18 protein-coding genes and 2 riboswitches are annotated in these 23,917 nt (G+C 65.1%); of the genes, 13 read left to right on the top strand and 5 right to left on the bottom strand.

What is annotated here, in order from left to right; translation table 11 throughout:
• Positions 1–58 precede the first annotated feature (58 nt).
• Positions 59–158: riboswitch (glycine riboswitch) on the top strand.
• Positions 159–273, top strand: a riboswitch (glycine riboswitch).
• Between the two features lie 71 nt (positions 274–344).
• From gcvT to gcvP, 3 genes are all read left to right on the top strand, one after another.
• Positions 345–1,523, top strand: a complete 1,179-nt coding sequence (gene gcvT, locus ASC63_RS09840) for a glycine cleavage system aminomethyltransferase GcvT (RefSeq protein ID WP_055812539.1) — start codon at positions 345–347, stop codon at positions 1,521–1,523.
• Positions 1,524–1,525: 2 nt separating this feature from the next.
• The gene (gcvH, locus tag ASC63_RS09845) at positions 1,526–1,909 is read left to right on the top strand and encodes a glycine cleavage system protein GcvH (protein WP_055812543.1); all 384 of its coding nucleotides are present in this window, start codon (positions 1,526–1,528) and stop codon (positions 1,907–1,909) included.
• A 62-nt stretch (positions 1,910–1,971) separates the two neighbouring features.
• Complete coding sequence (gene gcvP, locus ASC63_RS09850; RefSeq protein WP_055815296.1) at positions 1,972–4,812, top strand: aminomethyl-transferring glycine dehydrogenase; 2,841 nt, start codon at positions 1,972–1,974, stop codon at positions 4,810–4,812.
• 6 nt (positions 4,813–4,818) lie between these two features.
• Here gcvP and ASC63_RS09855 read toward each other — a convergent pair whose 3' ends face one another.
• Positions 4,819–5,619 (bottom strand): CPBP family intramembrane glutamic endopeptidase, encoded by an 801-nt coding sequence (locus ASC63_RS09855; RefSeq protein ID WP_055812546.1) that lies wholly within the window; start codon positions 5,617–5,619, stop codon positions 4,819–4,821.
• A gap of 186 nt (positions 5,620–5,805) precedes the next feature.
• Between ASC63_RS09855 and ASC63_RS09860 the strand changes: the two genes are divergently transcribed.
• From ASC63_RS09860 to ASC63_RS09875, 4 genes are all read left to right on the top strand, one after another.
• Positions 5,806–7,641, top strand: a complete 1,836-nt coding sequence (locus ASC63_RS09860; protein WP_162242890.1) for an ABC transporter substrate-binding protein — start codon at positions 5,806–5,808, stop codon at positions 7,639–7,641.
• 227 nt (positions 7,642–7,868) lie between these two features.
• The gene (locus tag ASC63_RS09865; RefSeq protein WP_162242891.1) at positions 7,869–9,692 is read left to right on the top strand and encodes an ABC transporter family substrate-binding protein; all 1,824 of its coding nucleotides are present in this window, start codon (positions 7,869–7,871) and stop codon (positions 9,690–9,692) included.
• Between the two features lie 93 nt (positions 9,693–9,785).
• Positions 9,786–11,315 (top strand): ABC transporter permease, encoded by a 1,530-nt coding sequence (locus tag ASC63_RS09870; RefSeq protein WP_055812555.1) that lies wholly within the window; start codon positions 9,786–9,788, stop codon positions 11,313–11,315.
• A gap of 8 nt (positions 11,316–11,323) precedes the next feature.
• A complete protein-coding gene (locus ASC63_RS09875; protein WP_157487713.1) occupies positions 11,324–12,424 on the top strand; it encodes an ABC transporter permease in 1,101 nt (366 codons plus the stop codon).
• 2 nt (positions 12,425–12,426) lie between these two features.
• Here the strand turns inward: ASC63_RS09875 and ASC63_RS09880 are convergent, their stop codons facing one another.
• Entirely contained in the window at positions 12,427–13,038 is a 612-nt protein-coding gene (locus ASC63_RS09880; protein WP_055812558.1) for a PH domain-containing protein, read from the bottom strand.
• 104 nt (positions 13,039–13,142) lie between these two features.
• Between ASC63_RS09880 and ASC63_RS09885 the strand changes: the two genes are divergently transcribed.
• Complete coding sequence (locus tag ASC63_RS09885) at positions 13,143–14,849, top strand: ABC transporter ATP-binding protein (protein WP_055812561.1); 1,707 nt, start codon at positions 13,143–13,145, stop codon at positions 14,847–14,849.
• 187 nt (positions 14,850–15,036) lie between these two features.
• On the top strand, positions 15,037–16,956 hold the full coding sequence (gene typA / locus ASC63_RS09890) for a translational GTPase TypA (RefSeq protein ID WP_055815302.1): 1,920 nt from the start codon (positions 15,037–15,039) through the stop codon (positions 16,954–16,956).
• A gap of 122 nt (positions 16,957–17,078) precedes the next feature.
• On the opposite strand, the gene efeB is transcribed toward typA, so the two are convergent.
• The 3 genes from efeB to efeU are packed head-to-tail and all read right to left on the bottom strand — an operon-like array spanning position 17,079 to position 20,486.
• Positions 17,079–18,371: an iron uptake transporter deferrochelatase/peroxidase subunit gene (gene efeB / locus ASC63_RS09895; RefSeq protein ID WP_055812564.1), complete on the bottom strand. Its 1,293-nt coding sequence runs from the start codon at positions 18,369–18,371 to the stop codon at positions 17,079–17,081.
• Positions 18,371–19,561: an iron uptake system protein EfeO gene (gene efeO, locus ASC63_RS09900; RefSeq protein ID WP_055812567.1), complete on the bottom strand. Its 1,191-nt coding sequence runs from the start codon at positions 19,559–19,561 to the stop codon at positions 18,371–18,373. The genes efeB and efeO overlap by 1 nt, the downstream gene beginning before the upstream one ends.
• Positions 19,562–19,613: 52 nt before the next feature.
• Positions 19,614–20,486 carry an iron uptake transporter permease EfeU gene (gene efeU / locus ASC63_RS09905; RefSeq protein ID WP_055812570.1) on the bottom strand — a complete coding sequence of 291 codons (873 nt, stop codon included), beginning with the start codon at positions 20,484–20,486 and terminating at the stop codon, positions 19,614–19,616.
• Between the two features lie 98 nt (positions 20,487–20,584).
• On the opposite strand from efeU, the gene ASC63_RS09910 reads away from it, so the two are divergent.
• The 4 genes from ASC63_RS09910 (at position 20,585) to ASC63_RS09925 (ending at position 23,911) form a co-directional block, all read left to right on the top strand.
• Positions 20,585–20,974, top strand: coding sequence for a DUF6113 family protein (locus ASC63_RS09910; protein ID WP_055815305.1), 390 nt, complete (start codon positions 20,585–20,587; stop codon positions 20,972–20,974).
• Positions 20,975–21,013: 39 nt separating this feature from the next.
• On the top strand, positions 21,014–21,337 hold the full coding sequence (gene fdxA / locus ASC63_RS09915) for a ferredoxin (RefSeq protein ID WP_055812573.1): 324 nt from the start codon (positions 21,014–21,016) through the stop codon (positions 21,335–21,337).
• Between the two features lie 7 nt (positions 21,338–21,344).
• Entirely contained in the window at positions 21,345–22,481 is a 1,137-nt protein-coding gene (dapC, locus tag ASC63_RS09920) for a succinyldiaminopimelate transaminase (protein ID WP_055812576.1), read from the top strand.
• A gap of 128 nt (positions 22,482–22,609) precedes the next feature.
• On the top strand, positions 22,610–23,911 hold the full coding sequence (locus ASC63_RS09925) for a citrate synthase (RefSeq protein ID WP_082487480.1): 1,302 nt from the start codon (positions 22,610–22,612) through the stop codon (positions 23,909–23,911).
• The last annotated feature ends 6 nt before the right edge of the window (positions 23,912–23,917 follow it).

The following is a 23,917-nucleotide window of genomic DNA, read 5'->3' on the forward strand; positions in this document are numbered from 1 at the left end:
GCGCGCTAGACTGACAGCGCGCCTCGGCGCAGCTGGGCACAACTGAACATCGGGCCTCACGATCGATGCGGGAGAGCCGAAAGCGCGTGAAGCGTGGACGGCACCGAAGGAGCAATCCTCCCCGACAATCTCTCAGGTATGCGTACCGCATCGAACGGGCCACTCTGGAAAGTGGATCTGCGCAACAGGTGTATTCAACGCGAGATCCCGCCGATGGTGAAAGGTGTCGCACGCGGCGCCGAAGCTCTCAGGCCACATGACAGAGGGGGAGTTCTTGAGGGCGTCTGCCGACGCTCGTCATGATCTATTCCGGGCACCGTTGCCCGGGGAGACCTGGAGAACTCATGTCCGATCCATCGCCCGCAGCGCCCCCGTCGCCTGAGCCTCGTTTGTCACCCCTGCATGCTGCCCATGTGGCGGCCGGCGCCTCGTTCACCGACTTCGTCGGATGGCAGATGCCCGTGCGGTACAGCGGCGACCTCGCCGAGCATCACGCGGTGCGCACCACGGCGGGCCTTTTCGACCTCTCGCACATGGCCGAAATCCTCGTGATCGGCAAGGATGCCGGCGTCGCGCTCGACTACGCCCTGGCCGGCTCCATCTCGAGTCTCGAGACGGGTCGCGCCGCATACAGCCTGCTGCTCTCCGCATCCGGTGGCATCATCGACGATCTCGTGGTCTACCGCACGGGCGAGGACCGCTTCATGGTGGTCGCGAACGCCGCCAACCGCGAGATAGTCGCCGCCGAGTTGCACACGCGCACGAGTGCCTTCGATGCCGAATCGTTCGACGAGAGCGACGACATCGCCCTTGTCGCCATCCAGGGGCCCGCTTCGCTGGGCATTCTGCGAGAGCTGCCGAATCTCGCGATCGAGGGCGGGCATCCGGATGGCGAGGACGTGGCCGGGGTATTGGGGGCGCTGCGCTACTACCGCGCGGTCTCGGCGCTGCTCGAGGGGCACCCATTGCTGATCGCCCGCACCGGCTACACGGGCGAAGACGGTTTCGAGCTCTACCTGGCGCCCGAGCAGGCTCCCGCCCTGTGGGATGCCCTGCTGGAGCTCGGTGCCGACCGAGGCCTCGTGCCTGCCGGTCTCGCCAGTCGCGACACGCTGCGGCTCGAGGCGGGCATGCCGCTCTACGGCCACGAGCTCGGCCTTCAGATCATGCCGGCTCAGACCGGCCTGGGCAGGGTGGTTGCGCTCGACAAGCCGGTGGATTTCGTGGGCCGCGCCGCAAGCGAAGACGGCCCGGCAGCGGATGCCCCGGTGCTGGTCGGCCTCGCCGGCGACGGCAGGCGCGCCGCCCGCGCCGGGTACCCCGTCTTCCCGGCCGAGTCGACCGTCCCCATCGGCACCGTCACCTCGGGCGCGCTCTCGCCGACCCTCGGCCACCCCGTCGCGATGGCCTACGTGGCTCCGGCATACGCGAGGGCGGGCACCCGGCTGGCCGTCGACATCCGCGGCACCAAGCTCCCCTTCACCGTCGTCACGCTCCCGTTCTACAGCAGAAAGAAGAACTGATCATGGCCGTTCCCGAGGACCGCAACTACACCGCCGAGCACGAATGGGTGCGTTTCGACGGTGACACCGCCACCGTGGGCATCACGGCGTACGCCGCCGACAAGCTGGGCGACGTGGTTTTCGTCGAGCTGCCTGCCGTCGGCAGCACCGCCGTCGCCGGCAAGGTCGTGGGTGAGATCGAGTCGACCAAGTCGGTCGGCGAGATCTTCGCCCCGCTGAATGGCACCATCGCCGAGATCAACGACGCGGTAGTGGATGCGCCCGAGCTGGTCAACGGCGACCCGTTCGAGGCGGGCTGGCTCGTGAAGATCACGGTGCACGGCGGCGGTGCCGACGTGCCTGGGATGCTCAGCGCGGAGCAGTACACCGCTCTGGTCGGCGAGTAATCGCCGTGGCAGCGCCGTTCTCTTCCCGCCACATCGGCACGGATGCCGCCGCCCAGTCGGCCATGCTGGCCGTGCTCGGCTACGACACGGTCGACGAGCTCATGGAGGCGGCCGTTCCCGCATCCATACGTTCCGGCGACGACATCACGCTGGGGCTGCCTTCCGCGGCGACCGAGTCGGAGGCGCTCGCTGAACTGCGCGAGCTCGCCGCGAAGAACAGCGTGCGGCGCTCCATGATCGGACTCGGCTACTGCGGCACTATCACGCCGGCGGTCATCAAGCGCAACGTGCTTGAGAACCCCAGCTGGTACACGGCATACACGCCGTATCAGCCTGAGATCTCTCAGGGCCGCCTCGAGGCCCTCATCAACTTTCAGACCATGGTCGCCGATCTCACCGGGCTCGACATCGCCAACGCGTCCATGCTCGACGAGGGCACCGCGGTGGTCGAGGGCATGCTGCTGGCCCGCCGTGCCTCGAAGTCGGCATCGAATGTGTTTCTCGTCGACGCGGATGCCCTGCCCCAGACCAAGGCGCTGCTCGCCACCCGCGCATCCGCCGTCGGCATCGAACTGCACGAGACCGCATACGATCTCGACCCCACAACTGTCGATATGGATGTCTTCGGTGCCTTTATCCAGTACCCCGGCGCATCCGGCCGTCTCTGGAATCCGTCTGCGGTGATCGACGCGGTCAAGGCGCAGGGTGGCCTCACGGTCATCGCCGCCGACCTGCTTGCGCTCGCCCTCATCGCCAGCCCCGGGGAGCTTGGCGCCGACATCGCCGTCGGCACCAGCCAGCGCTTCGGCGTGCCCATGGGTTTCGGCGGCCCGCACGCCGGCTACATGGCGGTGCGTACGGGCCTCGAGCGGCAACTGCCCGGCCGCCTCGTCGGTGTGAGCCAGGATGCCGCGGGCAAGCCCGCCTATCGCCTCACCCTGCAGACGCGAGAGCAGCACATCCGCCGCGAGAAGGCCACGAGCAACATTTGCACGGCGCAGGTGCTGCTGGCCATCATGGCCGGCATGTACGCCGTTTATCACGGGCCGAGCGGCCTGCGGTCGATAGCGGCCCGGGTCGCGACCCACGCCTCGATGCTGCGGGATTACCTTCTCGAAGCCGGCGCCGAGATCGTGCATGACCACTTCTTCGACACTCTCCTCGTTCGCGTGCCAGGGCGTGCGCACAGCGTTGTCGAACGCGCCCGCGAACTGAACATCCTGCTCTGGGCGGTGGATGCCGACACCGTGAGCGTCTCATGCGATGAGACGACGACCCACTCTGACATTCACACCGTGGCGCGCGCATTCGGAGGGCCGGACTCGCGCTCATTCGCGTTCATCGCCCGTGAGCGGCTGAACATCCCGGAGGCGCTGCAGCGCACGAGCGCGTATCTCACGCACCCGGTCTTCACCACGCATCATTCGGAGACAAACATGATGCGCTATCTCAAGTTCCTCGCCGACAAGGACTACGCGCTCGACCGCGGCATGATCCCGCTCGGCAGCTGCACCATGAAGCTGAACGCGGCTGCTGAGATGGAGGCCGTCAGCTGGCCCGAATTCGCGAACGTGCACCCGTTCGCCCCCGCCGATGACGTGCGCGGCTACCTCGAGCTCATCGACCAGCTCGAGCGCTGGCTGGCGGAGGTCACCGGGTACGACTCCGTCTCCCTGCAGCCGAACGCGGGCAGCCAGGGTGAGCTCGCCGGGCTGCTGGCCATCCGCGGTTACCACCGCTCGCGCGGAGACGAGAAACGCACCGTCTGCCTGATTCCGTCCAGCGCGCACGGCACGAACGCGGCATCCGCTGTTCTCGCTGGTATGAACGTCGTCGTGGTCGCCTGCGACGAACTCGGCAATGTAGATGTTGCGGATCTGCGTGCGAAGATCGCCGAGCACGCCGACACCCTCGCCGCCCTCATGGTGACGTACCCGTCGACTCACGGTGTGTACGAACACGAGATCATGACCATCACGAATGCCGTTCACGACGCGGGCGGGCAGGTCTACGTCGACGGTGCCAATCTGAACGCGCTGCTGGGCTACGCGCGCTTCGGTGACTTCGGCGGTGACGTGAGCCACCTCAACCTGCACAAGACCTTCTGCATCCCGCACGGTGGCGGCGGCCCGGGCGTCGGCCCGGTCGCTGCCAAGGCGCACTTGGCGCAGTTCCTGCCCGGCCACCCCTTTGCACAGCCGGTCCCTGAGCCTGCGGTCCCTGAGATTGCCGAAGGGACTGCCGGTACGAGCGGCCCGCGCTCGACCGGAGCGGTCTCATCCGCTCCCTACGGCAGCCCAGGCATCCTTCCCATCAGCTGGGCGTACGTGCGGCTGATGGGGGTCGAGGGCCTCAGGCAGGCCACCGGATCGGCCGTGCTTGCCGCCAACTACATCGCCTCGCGCCTGCGCCCCTACTATCCCGTGCTCTACTCGGGCGAGAACGGTCTCGTCGCTCACGAGTGCATCCTCGATCTGCGCCCACTGACGGCGGCCACCGGAGTGAGCGTCGACGACGTGGCCAAACGCCTCATCGACTACGGCTTTCACGCGCCCACCATGAGCTTCCCCGTGCCGGGCACGCTCATGGTCGAGCCCACCGAAAGCGAGGATCTGCCCGAGCTCGACCGCTTCATCGCCGCGATGATCGCCATCAAATCCGAGGCGGATGCCGTCGCCGCCGGCGCCTGGCCGGCCAGCGACAACCCACTCACCGGCGCACCGCACACGGCCGAGAGCGTGATAGTGGGGGAGTGGCAACACGCGTACACGCGCGAGCAGGCCGTGTACCCGATGCCGTCGCTCATCCGCAACAAATACTGGCCACCCGTGCGGCGCGTCGATCAGGCGTGGGGTGACCGCAACCTCTTTTGTGCCTGCCCGCCCCCGGAGGCCTTCGCGTAGCCCGCGCTATTTTGCGCCGAAGAGGGCTGGCCACCAGGCCACGGCGAGTGGGTAGCCCACGAACGAGAGAACGTCGAGCAGGGTGTGAGTGATCACGAGCGGCATCGTGCGCCCCCACCGCGTGTAGCACCAGCCGAACACCACGCCCATGGCCATATTGCCGAAGAACGGCCCGATGCCCTGGTACAGGTGGTAGCTGCCGCGCACCGCTGCGCTGGCGACGATCATCGTCCACTTCGAGAAGCCGAGCTGGGCGAGGCGGGTGAACAGGTAGCCCACCATGATGATCTCTTCCTGCAAACCGGCACCGAGCGCCGAGAACACGAGGATCGGGATCGTCCACCAGTGGCTGTCTAGGGGCGAGGCGACCACCGCGACCGTGATGCCGAGTAGCCGACCGCCGGCATACAGCGCCAGCCCCGGGATGCCGATGACCAGCAGTAGACCGCCGCCAGCCCGCAGGTCGCGCCCGGGTCTGCTGAAGTCCAGCCCAATGCGTCGGAACGCGCTGTGTCCGGGGCGCCAGAGCAGGTAGATGACGAGCGCCACAGCGAACAACTCGAAGAAGATGCCCAGAAACTGGTAGGTGAAATCGAGCCATTCATTGGTGCTTTGCGAGCCGTTGATTGTCGCCGACTGGTCCGACAGCGGAGCCTTCGCCGTGAGGCGCACGATGATCGAAATGATCGAATACACCGCGGATGCCCCGAGCGAGAGACCGAGAACTATCGCGATCTCCCACCACAACCGCGCCCGCGCCGCCCTGTCGTCGACAACGCGAGGCACGGCATCCGAACTATCGGTCATGGGGGAATCCTGCCATCTTTCACGCCCCGCTGAGAGGCCGCCGAACAATCTCAGGGGCGATGTGTTCTAGGGTCGAAGATGACGATGCGGCAGGCAGCACCCGCAGCACAACCCGGCCGCCGTTCATCGCACCACACTCCCGGCACCCACAGCACAGCACCCACAGCACGTTCGACGAGGAGACACGTGAGGCTCAGACGACTCGCCGTGTTCTCGTCGATGGTGGCGATCGCTGCCATCGCGCTCGCGGGATGCGCGGCACCGACACCACGCATCGTGGAAGGATCCCGCCTCACCATCGCCGTGCCCGGGCCGTTCACGAGCGCCAACAGCACGACCTCCCTCGGCACGAACACCGCCAACGAGGCGGTGGCCGAGCTCACCGCCAGCAGCTTCTCGCGCGAGAACGGCGTCGGCGCGTTGGTGAACAATGCTTCCTTCGGCAGCGTGCAGAAGGTCTCAGACAACCCGTTGAAGGTCAAATACACGCTCAGTGAGAAGGCCGTCTGGAGCGATGGGGTGGCCGTGGATGCCTCGGACCTGCTGCTCGCCTGGGCAGCAAACAGCGGTGCGCTCAACACCGTGGCCGCCAAACGCGACGCGGATGGCACTGTCACGAATCAGGACGCGCTGAACAAAGGCGTCTATTTCGACTCGAATGCGGCCGGCAGCGGCCTGAACCTGGTCACGCAGCTACCGAAGATCAGCGACGACAATCGCGCCATCACGCTCACCTTTACGCATCCGTTCGCCGATTGGGAGCGCGTCTTCCCCGAGCAGCTCATTGCCGCGCACGTGGTGATGCAGCACGCGATGCCCGCCCGAAAATACTCGGCGGATGCCGCGAAGCGCGCGCTGGTCACCGCGGTGCAGAACGACGATGCCGGCGCGCTCAATCCGGTCTCGATCTTCTGGAATCACGGCTTCGACATGACCAACCTGCCGAGCGATGGCTCGCTGCTGGTGTCGAGCGGTCCCTACGTGGTGACGGGGGCGAAAGAGAACGACTCGGTCACGCTCACCGCCAATGAACACTTCGCCGCGGGGCCGCTCCCGCGCGTGCAGACGATCACGCTGCGTCTCATCTCCGATCCGCTTGAGCGTGCAAAGGCCCTCGCCGCCGGTGACGTCGACATGATGACGGCGGATGCGACTGCGCCACTTCTCGCCGCGCTGCACGACGCGAAGAACGTGACCCTGCTGCACAGCCCGGCAAGCGCCTACGAACATCTCGACCTGTCATTCGCTTCGGGCGGCCCGTTCGATCCCAAGGCTTGGGGCGGCGATGCCTCCCGTGCGCGCAAGGCGCGCGAGGCCTTTTTGCTCACCGTGCCACGAGCCGCGATGCTCGACACTCTCGTCAAGCCGCTGCAGCCGAAGCCCGCCGTGCGTGATTCGTTCATGAGCGTGCCGGGTGCCGATGCATACGACGACATCGTCGACGGCAACGATTCGTCCAGGTACGCCGCCGTGAACCTGGTGCGTGCGCGCAGCCTGCTCGCGAGTATCGGTGCCACGAAGCCTCTTACCGTGCGGCTGCTGTATCCCGCGTCGGACGCGCTGCGCTCCGCCGAGTTCGCGCAGATCGTGGCGAGTGCCGCCCAGGCGGGATTCCGGGTGACGGATGCCTCGAGCGCTGGCTGGAAGCAGCGTCTGGGGGACTCCAGCTACGACGCCGCGCTCTTCGCCTGGGATGCGGGCGACGCGAGCGTGAACGCATCCGAATCGATCTTCGGCACCGACGGAGCCCGAAACCTCAACGCGTTCAGCAACCCGAACATGGATGCGCTGTTCGAGCAGCTCGATGCGGAGTACAGCGCCGACAAACGGAAGGCCCTCATGACGCAGGTGGAGAAGCAACTCTTCGACGATGCATACGGTCTTCCGCTCTACCAACTGCCCAGTGTGACGGCGGTCGACTCGACGGTGATTTCGGGAGTCGGGGCTCAACCGGCGCTGAGCATGCTGCTTGGCGAATACGCCGACTGGAAGCCGTCAGCGTCGTCCCCCGCGCCGCGATGACGTTTCGCGTGGCTGGGCTGAGTCTTCTTCAGATTTTTGCTCGAAGCGCTCGATTTGCTCATATGAGCAGCATCAGACGCAAGATTTCGCCATCTTAGTTACCAGTGTGTAACGTTTTGCAGCGTAGTTTTGCGAGAGGGCACGCACGTACTTAGTGTCTTCTTTATCGACTGCGGATGCGGCATTACAAGTGTCGAGCCCGTTTGCATAATCTCCCAGGAGGAAAATTGAAAATCAGACGAATTGCGGTAGCCGCCGCACTGGTGGGCGCTGGTGCCCTGGTGCTCTCCGGCTGTTCCGCACCGAAGTCTTCGGAGTTGTCCAAGAGCACCTCCGTTACGGTCATGTGGAATCAGCCGTTCTACTCGTACAACCACAACTCGTCGACGGGCAACAACGTCACGAACGCGAACATCAACTACATGACGAACTCGTGGTTCAACTACTACGACAACAAGTCGAAGCTGATCAACGACCCCTCGTTCGGAACCATCAAGAAGGTCTCGGACGACCCGCTGACGGTCAAGTACACGATCAAAAAGGGCGTCACCTGGTCTGACGGAACGCCGGTGAACGCAGCCGACATCATGCTGGCCTGGGTTGCTCAGTCCGGTGCGCTCAACGACGCCAACGCCAAGCCGAAGACCGACGACAACGGCAACATCACCAACCAGGACCAGCTGGTCAGCCAGAACCTCGTGTACTTCAACGCTGCAGCGCTTGGTTCCGGTCTGGCCAATGCGCCCGCCGTGCCGACCATCAGCGACGACGGACAGTCGCTGACCGTTGTCTACAAGACTCCGGATGTCGGCTGGGAGATCAACATGACCTCCGATCTGCCGGCTCACGCCATCATGGAGGAGACAGACCCGTCGCTCACCGACGCCACCAAGGCGAAGGATGCGCTGGTCAAGGCCGTTCAGACCGACGACAAGGCCGTACTGGCCAAGGTCGCGGCCAAGTGGAACACCGCGTTCGACATGTCGGCCAACCTCCCGACCGACAAGAAGCTGTACCTTTCCGACGGCCCGTACGTGATCAATGGCCTGAAGAAGGACCAGTACATCACCATGACGCAGAACCCGAAGTACACGGGCGACCACAAGCCGTCCATCAAGAACGTCACGGTGCGCTTCATTCCTGACGCCCTTGCTTCAGTTCAGGCCCTGCAGAACGGCGAGGTGTCGATCATCCAGCCGCAGTCCACGCAGGATGTGTTGAAGGCGCTCAAGAAGATCAAGAACGTCAAGACGTCCAACATCGGTGCATCCACCTATGAGCACGTCGACCTGACAACGAACAACAAGGGTCCGTTCGACCCGGCCGCATACGGTGGAGACGCCGCGAAGGCCAAGCTCGTGCGCCAGGCGTTCCTGCTCACGGTTCCGCGCCAGCAGATTCTCGACCAGCTCATCAAGCCGCTGAACCCGAACGCCGTGCTCGACGATTCGCAGACGCAGCTGCCGGGAACCCCCGACTATGACGCCATGATCAAGGCGAACGACTCGTCGCAGTACGACAAGGTCGACATCGCCAAGGCCAAGACACTGTTGGCTCAGGCCGGCGTGAAGACCCCGGTCGACGTGAAGTTCATGTACGACAACACGAACCCACGTCGTGTCAACGAGTTCGCTCTCACGCAGGCGTCGGCCAAGCTGGCTGGCTTCAACGTGGTCGACAAGGGTAACAAGGACTGGTCGTCGCTGCTCGGCAACAAGAGCTACGACGCCATCGTGTTTGCCTGGCAGAACACCGGTACGAACGTGACCCAGGCTCAGGCGACGTTCCAGGGCGGCGGAGGAAACAACTTCACCGGCTACGACAACGCGCAGGTCAACGACCTCTGGAAGCAGATCGCGGGCGAGCTGGACCCCAGCAAGCAGCAGGATCTGCTGCGCCAGATGGAGAAGATCGTGTACAACGACGCGTACGGCGTGACGCTGTATCAGTTCCCGCAGATCACCGCGTGGAGCAGCAAGATCGAGAACGTCTCTGACGCTCCGTTGTCTCCGACCTACTACTGGAACTTCTGGGAGTGGAAGACGAAGTAGTCACGAGGAAGTAGACTCGCGCTCGGGTGCCGGTCCTATGGGGCCGGCACCCGACACCTTTGATGGCTCCTGTCCTAGGTTGGACGTTTTTCTATGCTCAGTTTCATTCTCCGACGACTCGGCATCGGCCTCGTCGTTCTCGTTGTCGCCTCGTATTTGATGTACCTGCTCACCGCATACTCCGGTGATCCTCTCGCTGATTTGCGAGCCAGCACCGCGCCGAACAAGGTTCAGCTGATGGAGGCACGCTCCCAGCTGCTCAACCTGGATGTTCCGCCGTATCTGCGGTACTTCATCTGGCTCGGCGGCGTACTCAAAGTCTTCATCGGACAGTTCACCCTCGGCGTCGATCCCACCAATGCCCAGGTGACCACTCAGCTGGGCGCGGCAATGACGTCGACCCTGCAGCTGATCACCCTCTCCGAGTTCATCGGCCTGTTCATCGGTGTCGTCATCGGCATCACCACTGCGCTGCGGCAGTACTCCGGATACGACTACTCGGTGACGTTCATGTCGTTCCTGTTCTTTTCCCTTCCCGTCTTCTGGCTTGCGGCCATGCTCAAGCAGTACGTGGCCATCGGCTTCAACGATTTTCTCGGGGACCCGCAGATACCCATACCGTTGATCATCGCTCTGGCGGCGATCAGCGCGTTCCTCTGGCAGGGCATCGTCGGTGGTCCCTGGCGCAAGCGCCTCGTCACCGCCGGCGTCTCCGGCATCGCCACCCTCGCCATTCTCTGGTACCTGGTGAGCAGCGACTGGTTCAGCAATCCGAGCCTTGGACCGGTCGTCTGTGCCGGCATGGGCGTGGGTATCGCCTTCATCGTGACAGCGCTGTCGACGGGCATCAAGGATCGTCGTGCACTGTATTCCTCCCTGGTCACGGTGGCCGTCGGTATGGCGCTCTACTACCCGCTTCAGTACATTTATGTCGGTGCCAGCGTGTGGACGATCCTCGTCCTCGCCGTCGTCGCCGTCGGCGTCGGCGTTCTGGTCGGCTGGCTGTTCCGCGGCCCCGACCGATGGCGCTCGGCGCGCACCGCCGCCATCACGGCCGTTGGGCTCGGGTTTATCTTTGTGATCGACCGGGCGATGGGTTCCTGGCAGGTCTACGCGACCAGCAGCTACGTGAACAACCGGCCCATCGCCACCATCGGCTCGAGCACACCGCAACTGGATGGCGACTTCTGGATCTCCATGCTCGACACCTATTCGCACCTGCTGCTGCCGACGCTCTGTCTGGTGCTGGTGAGCCTGGCGAGTTACTCACGGTACTCCCGGTCGAGCACCCTTGAGGTGATGAACCAGGACTACATTCGCACCGCGCGCGCCAAGGGGCTTACCGAGCGCACCGTGGTGATGCGACACGCCTTCCGCAACACGCTGATCCCCGTCACCACCCTCCTGACGCTCGACATCGGTGCCCTCATCGGTGGCGCGGTCATCACCGAGCGGGTGTTCGGCTGGAGCGGCATGGGGGCGATGTTTATCAACGGCCTCTACAAGGTCGACGTCAATTCGGTCATGGGCTTCTTCCTCGTGACCGGGGCGACGGTGATCGTCTTCAACATCATCGCGGACGTGCTGTATTCGGCACTTGACCCACGGATTCGAGTCTCCTGATGACTGACATGAACAACAACACCCCAGACCCCGATCACGTGGGCCCGGTGCCTGCGGTGGATCATGAGCCGGGCGCCGCTGGTGACGTTGTGGCAGGTGACCTGACCTCGATTGAGGCCCGCGAGGTTGCGGGGCTCAGCCAGGGCCGCATCGTGTTGCGCCGTTTTGTGCGCAACCGGGCCGCGATCGTTGCGCTGGTGGTCTTCCTGCTCACGGCGCTGCTCGCCTTCAGCTCGGTGGGGATCGACGCCTTCGGCATTAGAATTCCGGGCTGGTGGAAGTGGGGCTGGACTTCGCCGCTGCCCCCGGTCAACGGTGGTAATCCCACGCTCTCGCTGTGGCCGTTCTCGCTGGGCGAGCACCCGTTCGGTCAGGATCCTGTCGGCCGCGACATGTTCGCCAACGTGATGCGCGGAACGCAGCAGTCCCTGATGGTCATCGTGGTCATCGGCATCGTCGCGACATTCATTGGCGTCGTGCTCGGTGCGCTCGCGGGCTACTACCGCAAATTCACAGACTCGATCATCATGCGCATCACGGATGTCGTTCTGATCATTCCGGTGCTGGTCATCGGCGCGGTCGTCGGCTCGATGTCACAGAACATCGGCCTGGACATCGGCTCCTTCGGGCTGGCGCTGTTTCTGGCGTTCGTCGTCTGGCCGAGCCTGGCCCGGTTCGTGCGCGCAGAGTTCCTCTCGCTGCGCGAACGTGAATTCGTGGATGCCGCACGCATGGCCGGTGCGGGAGACGCGCGCATCATCTTCCGTCACATCCTGCCGAACGCGGTGGGAGTCATCATCGTGAACGCCACGCTGCTGATGGCGGCGGCGATTCTGATCGAGACCTCGCTCGACTACCTCGGTGTCGGGGTGAGGGCTCCCGACACCTCGCTCGGTCTGCTGATCAGCCAGTATCAGGATGCGTTCAGCACCAGCCCCTGGCTGTTCTGGTGGCCCGGCCTGTTCATTATCATCATCGCGCTCAGTATCAACTTCATCGGGGACGGGCTGCGCGACGCGTTCGACCCGCGCCAGAAGCGCAAGGTCGGTCGCAAGGTCAAGGCGCAGGCCGGCGTCGTCACAGAAGCGACGGCCGGTCTGCCATCGTGATGCTAGTAACCCGCAGCGCTGGCGAGAACAAGAACGACGAGTGCGGCGAGAATCGCCAGACGCACCCAGTGCGTTCGCACACGCGGGTGCTCATGTTCTGCTCGAGCTTCGTCGAGAAAGCCTCCATCGCGAAGGGCCTCCCATTGGTGACGGATGGCCGCGGCGGCGGCTCCGGAGTCCGAGGTGGGAATGTCGCCGGGGCGGATCGCTCCGGCGAGGTACGAGCTCTCGGGAAGATGCTTCAGCTCTCCACGACTCTGCCGCATCGCGGTGTGGCGACCGGGGGCGGCCGCCGCCCACGCGGTGAAGCGACGATCCCTGGTGTGTATCTCGAGCGCCCATTTGGTGTCGATGCGCACGATCTGCGCCCATTCGAGGCGAATCTCACGGGTGGGGTTGTCTATGACGACCTCGCCGGGGGAGACGCGCACGGTCGGTGCCCAGAAGGCGAACCAGCCCACATAGCCGATCAGGGCGGGCAGGGCGGCATAGGGCAGCATGCCTTGCACCCCGAGCTGCACGGTGCCGGCGGTCAGAACGCCTATCGCGAACAGAATCATCACGGCAGCGATGAGCTTGCCGCTGAGCGGGCGCAGGATGGCTTCGTCGAGCATGTACCCATCGTGGCAGATGTGGCTTCGGACGGGCTGCGCGTGGTTGCCGCCGTGAGCCCCGCATTGACACTGAACGAGAATGAAACAGACAGGATGAACAGACGATGAGCGACCGGGAGCAAACCGCACCAACGCCCCAGGCCGACGGCGGAGCCGTTCTGGAGGTCTCAGGGCTCAACGTGGACTTCTGGGTCGAGGGAGAGTGGTACCCCGCGGCAATAGACGTCGGCTACACCCTTGAACCCGGCCGTGTGCTGGCGATCGTCGGTGAGTCCGGCTCGGGCAAGAGCACGAGCTCGATGGCGATGTTGGGGTTGCTGCCCGACAACGCCCGGGTCAGCGGCAGTGTCAGGCTCAAGGGCAAGGAGATCCTGGGGCTTCCTCCGGCCAAGCTGCGCGATGTGCGCGGCAACGAGATAGCCATGATCTTCCAGGAGCCGATGACGGCCCTGAACCCCGTTTATACGATCGGCTTTCAGCTTGTCGAGGCCGTGCGGATCCACCTCGATGTCGGGCCCCATGAGGCCCGGGAGCGGGCCATGGAGCTGCTCGCCCTCGTGGGCATCCCCGATCCGGAGACGTCGTTCACGAAGTACCCGCACCAGCTCTCCGGTGGTCAGCGCCAGCGCGTGATGATCGCCCAGGCGCTCTCCTGTGACCCTGCACTGCTCATCGCGGACGAGCCGACGACCGCGCTCGACGTGACGGTGCAGGCGGAGATTCTCGAGCTGCTGCGTGACCTGCACACCCGACTCAACTCGGGCATCGTATTGATCACGCACGACATGGGCGTCGTCGCCGACCTGGCCGACGACATCGTGGTGATGAAGAACGGTCGCATTCTCGAACGCGGCACGGTTCGCGACGTCTTCCACAACGCACAGCATCCGTACACGAAGGAACTGCTCGCTGCGGTGCCACATCTCGGCGTCACGAGCAGCGAGGTGGAGCCGGGCACGGTCGCGGAGCACCGGGAGGAGCCCACCCTTGCGCTGCACGATGTGGTGGTGGAGTACCCCAGCCGACGCGGCGTTCCGGCGTTCCGCGCCGTCGACACGGTGAGCCTGGAGATCTATCCGTCAGAGATCGTCGGGCTCGTCGGCGAGTCCGGCTCGGGCAAGACCACTCTCGGCCGCGCTGCTACCGGGCTGCTTCCCATCACTTCGGGGAGCCTGTCGATCAACGGTCATGACATGGTCTCCATTCGTCATAAGGAGCTGCGGGAGCTGCGGCGCAAGATCGGATTCGTGTTTCAGGATCCGGGTTCGTCACTGAACCCACGCCTGCCGATCGGACAGTCGATCGGAGAGCCGATTCTCCTGACTGAGAAACTCAAGGGACAGGGGCTGCAGGATCGGGTCAGCCAACTTCTCGATTCGGTCGAGCTGTCGCGAACCTTCCGCAACCGTTACCCGCACGAGCTCTCCGGTGGCCAGCGCCAGCGCGTGGGCATCGCGCGGGCTCTCGCTCTAGGGCCCGACCTGCTCGTCGCCGACGAGCCGACCTCGGCGCTCGACGTCTCGGTTCAGGCGCGGTTCCTCGAACTACTGCACGAGCTGCAGGAGAAGCTGAAGTTCGCCTGCCTGTTCATCAGCCACGATCTCGCCGTCGTCGACCAGATGGCCCATCGCATCGCCGTGATGTACAAGGGTGTGCTGGTCGAGCAGGGCACGAGTGACGAGATTCTGCGTGCGCCGAAAGACCCGTACACGCAGCGGCTCATCGCCGCGATCCCGGTGCCCGATCCCGACTCCCAGGCAGAGCGGCGCCAGCTGCGCACCGAGCAGCTGCGACTCGACGGTCTGGCCTGATTCGGCCGGCTAAGGCCGCACTCCGGGCCGTATTGAGATGACGCGACGCGGCTGTGCGCTTCGACAAGGTAGAATTGCTGGGTGAGTTCGGTCTTTGACCGCATCCTTCTCTCACCGCAGCCATTCTCCGCCGACGTTGACGCTCGTTCGGTATGCCTGCTCCTTCACGACTTACAAGGACTTTTTCATGGCTCTCGCCCACCGCACTGACCTCCGTAATGTGGCCATCGTCGCTCACGTCGACCACGGCAAGACCACCCTCGTCGACGCCATGCTCCGGCAGACGGACTCCTTCTCCTCCCACGAGCACGTGGAGGAGCGTGCGATGGACTCCAACGAGCTCGAGCGCGAGAAGGGCATCACCATCCTCGCCAAGAACACGGCGGTCTCGTACAAAGGCATCCACGCCGGCGCACACGGCAGTGGCGGCCCGATCACCATCAACGTGATCGACACCCCCGGTCACGCCGACTTCGGCGGCGAGGTCGAGCGCGGTCTCAGCATGGTCGACGGTGTTGTGCTCCTCGTCGACGCGAGCGAGGGCCCGCTGCCGCAGACCCGCTTCGTGCTGCGCAAGGCCCTCGAGGCCAAGCTGCCCGTTATCCTCCTGGTCAACAAGACCGACCGACCGGATGCTCGCATCGACGAGGTGGTTGCCGAGAGCCAGGACCTGCTTCTCGGACTCGCCAGTGACCTTTCCGACGACGTGCCCGATCTCGATCTCGATGCCATTCTCGATGTGCCTGTTGTGTACGCATCCGGTCGCAACGGTGCGGCGAGCCTGAACAAGCCTGCGAATGGCGAGTTGCCCGACAACGGCGACCTTGAGCCGCTGTTCGAGGCGATTCTCGAGCACATTCCTGCACCGGCATACGACGACGAGGCCCCGCTGCAGGCGCACGTCACCAACCTCGACGCCTCGCCGTTCCTCGGCCGCCTTGCCCTGCTGCGCGTCTTCAACGGCACGCTGAAGAAGGGGCAGACGGTTGCGTGGGTGCGTCACGACGGCGATGTGCACAATGTGCGCGTCACCGAGCTCATGATCACCAAGGCCCTGGACCGCTACCCCGCCGAGAGCGCGGGCCCCGGCGACATCGTGGCCGTCGCCGGATTCGCCGACATCATGATCGGCGACACCCTGGCCGACCCGGATGACGTACGGCCGCTGCCGGCCATCCACGTCGATGAGCCGGCCATCTCGATGACTATCGGCACCAACACCTCGCCCCTGGTCGGCAAGGTCAAGGGCCACAAGCTCACCGCGCGCATGGTGAAGGACCGCCTCGACCGCGAACTCGTCGGAAACGTCTCGCTGAAGATCGTCGACATCGGAAACCCGGCGGCCTGGGAGGTGCAGGGCCGAGGCGAACTTGCGCTCGCCATCCTGGTCGAGCAGATGCGTCGTGAAGGCTACGAGCTCACCGTCGGCAAGCCCCAGGTGGTCACCAAGCGCGTCGACGGCAAGGTGCACGAGCCCTACGAGCACCTCACGATCGACGCGCCCGAGGAGTACCTCGGCGCCATTACCCAGCTGCTCGCGGCGCGCAAGGGCCGCATGGACAACATGGCCAACCACGGCACCGGCTGGGTGCGCATGGAGTTCATCATTCCGTCGCGCGGTCTCATCGGCTTCCGCACCGAGTTCCTCACGACCACCCGCGGTACCGGCATCGCCAACGCCATTTCACACGGCTATGACGAGTGGGCAGGCTCGATCGTCACGCGCAACAACGGTTCCATCGTTGCCGACCGTTCGGGTGTTGTCACGCCGTTCGCCATCATCGCCCTGCAGGAGCGCATGACGTTCTTCGTGAACCCGACCGAAGAGGTCTACGAGGGCATGGTGATCGGCGAGAACTCGCGCGCCGACGACATGGATGTGAACATCACCAAGGAGAAGAAGCTGACGAACATGCGTCAGTCCACCTCCGACACCTTCGAGTCGATGACGCCGTCGCGTCAGCTGACGCTGGAGGAGAGCCTCGAGTTCGCCCGTGAAGACGAGTGCGTCGAGGTCACCCCCGAGATGGTGCGCATTCGCAAGGTCGAGCTCGACGCTCACTCGCGTGCCCGTGCCACCGCCCGCCTCAAGAAGCAGGACGCGTAGCCCGCCACCACGCCGGTTGAGGAGCGCGACGAAGGAGCGCGTCTCGAAACCAGCGCGCGCGGGTTTCGAGACGAGGCCTCGTTCCTCGACCTCTCCTCAACCTGCAGAAGTGGGCAGCGCGCTCAGGCGAAGAGGCCTTCGCCGACGTAGCCGCCTGAGCGGGCGCCCGGGGGCACCGCGAAGACGGCGGAGCCGACGTGACGAATGTATTCGTTCATGGCGTCGTGGCCGGCGAGTCTCTGTTGGATAGGGATGAACTGCGTGCGAGGGTCGCGGTTGAACGCGATGAAAAACAGGCCGGCGTTGAGGCGACCGAGCTCGTCGTTGCCGTCGACGAAGTTGTAGCCGCGGCGCAGCAGTTCGGCGCCCTTGTTCTGATCCGGATGCGCCAGGCGCACGTGCGCCGCGGCATCGATTGCCGGTGAACCCAGCACGGTCTGTTTGTGAAAATTCGGTGCCGTGAACTCGGTGCCGCCCGAAAGCGGCGCCCCCTCGCCCTTGTCGCGGCCGAACACGCGCTCCTGTTCGCGCAACGACTGCCTGTCCCACGTCTCTATGGTCATGCGAATCTTGCGGGCGACCAGATACGAGCCCCCGGCCATCCAGTCGCTGCCGTCGGAGGCATCCGCCCACACCTGGGCGTCGACATCCGCGGTGTCCTCGGCCTTGATGTTGGCCGTGCCATCTTTGAAGCCGAAAAGGTTGCGCGGCGTCTGCTGGCCGCGCGTTGTCGACGAGGTGCGGCCGAAGCCCAGCTGGGACCAGCGAATGGATGCCCGACCGAAGGCAATGCGGCTCAGGTTGCGAATCGCGTGCACGGCAACCTGCGGGTCATCGCTGCAGGCCTGGATGCACAGATCGCCTCCCGTAAGCGCCGCATCGAGCATGTCGCCGGAGAAGTGCGGCAGGTCGACGAGGGCCTCGGGGCGCCGCGCGGCCAGACCGAAGCGGTCGGCGCCCTCGGTCGTGCGAAAAAGGGTGGCCCCGAAACCGAAGGTGACGGTGAGACCGGCAGGAGGAAGATCCAGCGCCTCCCCGGTGTCGTCAGGAGGAGCGTCGTACGGGCCGCCTGCCGGCGCGTAATGACCGGCGCTCTTGCCGGCGGTCATCCGGGCCGCGGCGTAGCTCCAGTCCTTCAGAAGACCGATGAGCTCCGCGCGATCCGTTGTGGTCACATCGAATGCGGCGAAGTGTAGGCGATCCTGTGCGGCGGTCACGATGCCGGACTGGTGCATGCCGAAGAAGGGATACACCGTGCCGCTACCCGCCGCAGTCGCGCCCAGCGCAGTGCGGTCGAGCGTGATGCCCGCGGCCACTCCAATCACGCCGGCACCCAGACCGACGCCGGCGAGCCCGAGGAGGCCCCTGCGGGAGAGGCCGGTCTCAGGTTCGTCGTTCGACGTGACTTCTGCCATTAACCCTCGCCGACAACGACGGCGGTGAGCTGGCTGAGCGGCTCGCTGAGGGCGTTGACGCCGTTGGAGAGGCTCTTGACCTCGGCCGTGCTGAGGTCGTTGTAGAAGGTGAAACCCTTCTCGAGGCTGCCGTACGCGGCGAGCTGCTTTTCGAGGCTGGCGAAGCGCGCGTCGATCTGCTTCACGAGCGACGGGTTCTTCGACGAGGCGATGTCGCGCACGCCCTCGTAGGCCACGCGGGCACCCTCGAGGTTGGCTTGGAAATCCCACAGGTCTGTGTGCGACCAAATTTCCTCTTCGCCCGTGATCTTGCCGTTCGCCACCTCGTCGAGCAGGCCGATGGCGCCGTTGGAGATCGCGTCGAGCGACACGGAGTAGCTCTTCGCGTGCACGGCATCGTAGAGCTGCTGGGTGTTCACGGTGAGCTTGTCGGCGAAGCTCGTGCGCTCAGCCTTTGTGAGAGCAACGTATGTGGTGCCGCTGTTCTGCGCGGGGGCCGGCGGCCACAGGTCCTTCTCGATGCGGTGCCAGCCGGTCCAGGTCTCGCCCTCGGCCACATCGGCCTCGCGAAAGTCGAGTTCAGGGTCGAGATCACCGAACGACTCGGCGACCGGCTCGATGCGCTCGTAGTTGGCGCGGGCGGTGGGGTAGAGCGAACGTGCGGTGTCGTCGTCGCCGGCGAGGTAGGCATTTGTGAACGCCTTCGTTGCCGTCAGCAGGCGACCGCTCTGATCTTTGACGTAGGCGATGTAGTTGGTTGCGGCGGCTTCGCCCTGCTGCGTGAGGTCACCGGCGAGCTTCACGCTCGTACCCGAATCCGTCACGGTGAATGCGGCCTTGCCCACCCCGTCGCCGACCATGCCGGGCTTGCACACCGTGTAGTAGCTGCCCGGTTTGGCTTGCACGGTGAGCTGGCGTTTGACGCCGGGGGTGACATTCTCTACCTCGCCGACGATGCGCAGACCGTCCTCAGCGAGCACATAGAACTCGGTGACCTTGTCGCTCGAGTTGCTCACGCTGAAGTGGATGGTGCCGCTGGGCGCGCTTGCGGCCGAAAGGGTGCATGCGCTCGCGCTGCTGTTCACCGTGACGGACGCCGCGCCGTTCGTGCTGCTGTTGGCGACGCATCCGCTGAGGGCGAGCGCGGCCAGTGCCGCAACCGTGACGGTGCTGAGCATGCGGGGTTTCATGGATCTCCTCGGGCGTGGTTCAGTCAAGGTCGGTGGGATTCGGTCACGACGGTCAGCCGATGGGCGCGGATGCGGCCACGGGCGTAGAGCCGGTCGCTGCGGGCGCGGTCTTCGGGGCAGGGCGTGAGCGACGCGAGAGCGTGACGAAGGCGGTCAGCGTCGGAACGACGTACAGCACCCAGACCACGGCCTGCAGCCACGTCGTTGCGGGGGTGAAGTTCACCGTGCCCTTGAGTAGCGTTCCGTACCAGCTATCGGGTGGCACGATGCCGCTTACATCGAACGCGAGGGAGTAGAGCCCGGGCAGGATTCCTGCCTCCTGCAGATCGTGCACACCGTAGGCGAGCACCCCGGCGGCCACTATCACGAGGATGCCGCCCGTCCAGGTGAAGAAGCGCGACAAGTTGATACGCAGCATGCCCTTGTAGATCAGCCAGCCCAGCACGACGGCGGTGAGGATGCCGAGCGCGGCGCCCAGCAGCGGGAACGTCGACTGGCCGGTCGCTTGGACGGCGGTCCAGATGAACAGGGCCGTCTCGACGCCCTCGCGGCCCACGGCGAGGAACGCGACGAACACGAGCCCCCACGCGGCCCCGACCAGATGGCGGTCGACGTGCTGCTGCAACTGGCCCTTGAGATTGCGCGCCGTGCGCAGCATCCAGAACACCATCCAGGTGACGAAGGCCGTCGCCACGATGGAGAGACTGCCACCGATGGCCTCCTGGGCCTCGAAGGTGAGCCCGTACGTTCCGAAGGTGAGCAGTGCGCCCACCGAGAGCGACAGCAGCACGGCGAGGGCAACCCCGAGCCAGAGCCGGCGCAGCACGTCTCGGCGCTCGATCTTGACGACGTATGCCACGAGTATGGTGACGACCAGCGCGGCCTCGAGCCCCTCGCGAAGGCCTATCAGGTAGTTAGCGAGCACGGTCGTCTTTCGGGACAATTCAATGGGGGATGGTAAGGCTAACCTTACCGTTTGACTGTATCCGCCGGATGCCCATCTTGTCCAGCTACGATGGCGACATGGTCGCGCGAATAATCAACGTTCTCGTTCTCGTGCTGCTCGGCGCCGTTGTCGGCACGGTAGGAACCGTTGCGCACCAGTCCGCGGTGACGATCGTCAGTGTGAGGCTGCCGTGGGGGCTCATCGTGGCGCTCGCCGCCGTCAGCTGCCTGCTCGTGGGCGTTCGACTCGTGAGCGAGGGCCGCCTTCTGGCCTTCGCTGCGGCCGTCGGCGCCATAGGAATGATCCTGGTGTTCTCGATGACGAGCGTCGGAGGTTCCGTGCTGATTCCCAATAATCTCGCCGCGCAGATCTGGGTCATTGCGCCGATAGTGGTGGCCGTGCTCGTGGTTGCCTGGCCGCGTATGAGCCAGTTGCGTCGCGACACGGCCTCCGCGCCGCTGGCGTAAACTGGAGACTTCGCTCCACGTGAAGGGATCCCTGCAACCGTGACCTATGTCATCGCTCTTCCCTGCGTCGATGTGAAAGACCGTGCCTGCGTCGACGAATGCCCCGTCGACTGCATCTACGAAGGCGAACGCTCGCTGTACATCCACCCCGACGAGTGCGTCGACTGCGGTGCCTGCGAGCCCGTGTGCCCCGTGGAAGCGATTTATTATGAGGATGACCTTCCCGAGCAGTGGGCCGAGTACTACAAGGCCAACGTCGAGTTCTTCGACGACCTCGGCTCCCCGGGAGGCGCCGCGAAGACGGGCGTGATTCCCAAGGACCACCCGATTATTGCCGCGCTGCCCCCGCAGAACCGGGCCTAGAGCCGCCGTGGCCCTCGCACCGCTTCCCGACTATCCGTGGGATCAGATGACGCCGTTCGCGGAACGCGCCAGGGCGCATCCGGATGGCATCGTGGACCTCTCCATCGGCTCGCCCGTCGACCCGACGCCCGAGGTCATCAGGGCCGCGCTCGCCGCGGCCACGGATGCCCACGCGTACCCGCTCACCGTCGGAACCCCGGTGCTGCGTGAGGCCATCGTCGAGTGGTTCGCCCGCCGCCGTGGCGTTCCCTCGCTCACCCCGGAGCACGTGCTGCCGACGATCGGCTCCAAGGAGTTCGTGGCCTGGCTGCCGTTCATGCTCGGCCTCGGCGCGGGCGACATTGTGGTGCACCCCGTTGCGGCGTATCCGACATATGCAATAGGCGCCGCTATGGCGGGCGCCACCGCATTCGCGAGCGATGAGCCGGATGACTGGCCCGAGCACACGCGGCTCGTCTGGCTCAACTCGCCCGGCAATCCGGATGGCCGCGTTCTCGACGTGCAGCAGTTGCGCCGGGCCGTCACGCGCGCCCGCGAACTCGGCGCGGTCGTGGCCGGTGACGAGTGCTACGCGGAACTCGGCTGGGACGGGCGCTGGGCTACTGAGGCCATTCCGAGCCTGCTCGACCCACGGGTGACCGGGGGAGAGCTGACGGGCCTGCTTGCGGCGTATTCGCTGAGCAAGCAGTCCAATCTGGCCGGGTATCGCGCCGCATTCGCAGCCGGTGATCCCGCGCTCATCGCCCGGCTCGTGACGGTGCGCAAGCACGCCGGACTCATCGTGCCGGGGCCGCTGCAGTCGGCGATGGTCGTCGCCCTCGGCGACGACGAGCACGTGCGAGCGCAGAAGGAACGCTACCGGGCGCGACGGGCCGTGCTGCTGCCGGCATTGATCGCGGCCGGCTTTCGCATCGATCGCAGCGAGGCGGGTCTCTACCTCTGGGCAACGGAGGGGCGCGACGCGTGGCAGAGCATCGAGCGGCTCGCCGAGTTGGGCATCCTGGCCGGGCCCGGGGTCTTCTATGGGGATGCGTACCCCGAGCACGTGCGGTTGTCGCTCACCGCGAGCGACGAGCGCATTGCGGCCGCGGCCGACCGCCTGCGTGCGTCGGGAGCGAGCCGTGCAACTGGAGAGAACCTCTAAGCGAAGCTCGGGCTTCTTGCACGATGCGACAGTAGTCTGCCTGAGCCAATAGGCTGTATTCGCGAACTTCGGCGGCCGGCCCATGAGGCCACGCCGCGCACCACCAGTCAATCCACCAGGGAGGCGTTGTGAGCGGAAACGAAACGGGAGCAGAGCCCGACAAGGCGACTCTGAACTTTCCGGGCGGATCAGCCGAATTCCCGATCCGGCCCAGTGTCGAGGGCGCCTCCAGCATCGACTTCTCCACGCTGACGAAGCAGACCGGTCTGACCGCGCTCGACTATGGTTTCGTGAACACCGCGGCGACGTCGTCTGCCATCACCTATATCGACGGGGATGCGGGCATTCTGCGCTATCGCGGGTACCCCATCGAGCAGGTCGCCAAGAATTCGACGTACCTCGAGGTCGCCTGGTTGCTGATCTACGGTGAACTGCCGTCGGCCGACGAGCTTGCGGACTTCGATGAGCGCATCCGTCGTCACACACTGCTGCACGAAGATCTCAAGCACTTCTTCGGTGCGCTGCCGCACAACGCGCACCCGATGTCGGTGCTCTCCAGCGCGGTCTCGGCGCTGTCGACGTTCTACCAGGACTCGCTGAGCGTGACCGACCCGGAGCAGGTCGAACTCTCGACCATCCGCCTGCTGGCGAAGCTGCCGGTGATCGCCGCGTACGCACACAAGAAGAGCGTCGGGCAGGCATTCCTGTACCCGGACAACTCGCTGAGCTTCGTCGACAACTTTCTGCGGCTCAACTTCGGCACACTGGCCGAGCCCTACGAGGTGAACCCGGTCGTCTCCAAGGCACTGGAGCGACTGCTGATTCTGCACGAAGACCACGAGCAGAACGCCTCGACGTCGACCGTGCGCCTGGTGGGCTCCACCCAGGCGAACCTCTTCGCCTCGGTCTCGGCCGGAATCAACGCCCTCTACGGCCCGCTGCACGGTGGCGCCAACGAGGCCGTTCTTGACATGCTCGGCACGATTCGCGACTCGGGTGAGAGCGTGCAGAAGTACGTGGAGCGCGTCAAGAACAAAGAAGACGGCGTGAAGCTCATGGGCTTCGGGCACCGCGTCTACAAGAACTTCGACCCGCGCGCCAAGCTCGTCAAGGAGAGCGCGGACGAGGTGCTCGACGCGCTCGGCGTGAAGGACCCGCTGCTCGACATCGCCAAGGAGCTCGAGGCCGTCGCCCTGGCCGACGACTACTTCATCGAACGCAAACTGTATCCGAACGTCGACTTCTACACGGGAGTCATCTACAAGGCCATGGGCTTTCCGACGCGGATGTTCACGGTGCTGTTCGCCATCGGCCGCCTGCCCGGCTGGATCGGCCACTGGCGCGAGATGAATACTGACCCCGCCACCAAGATTGGTCGCCCCCAGCAGCTCTACATCGGCGAGCCCGAGCGCAACTGGCCGAGCCGCTAGCCTCCT

The sequence above is a fragment of the Leifsonia sp. Root112D2 genome, from assembly GCF_001424905.1.
In the GTDB taxonomy this organism is placed as follows: Bacteria; Actinomycetota; Actinomycetes; order Actinomycetales; family Microbacteriaceae; genus Root112D2.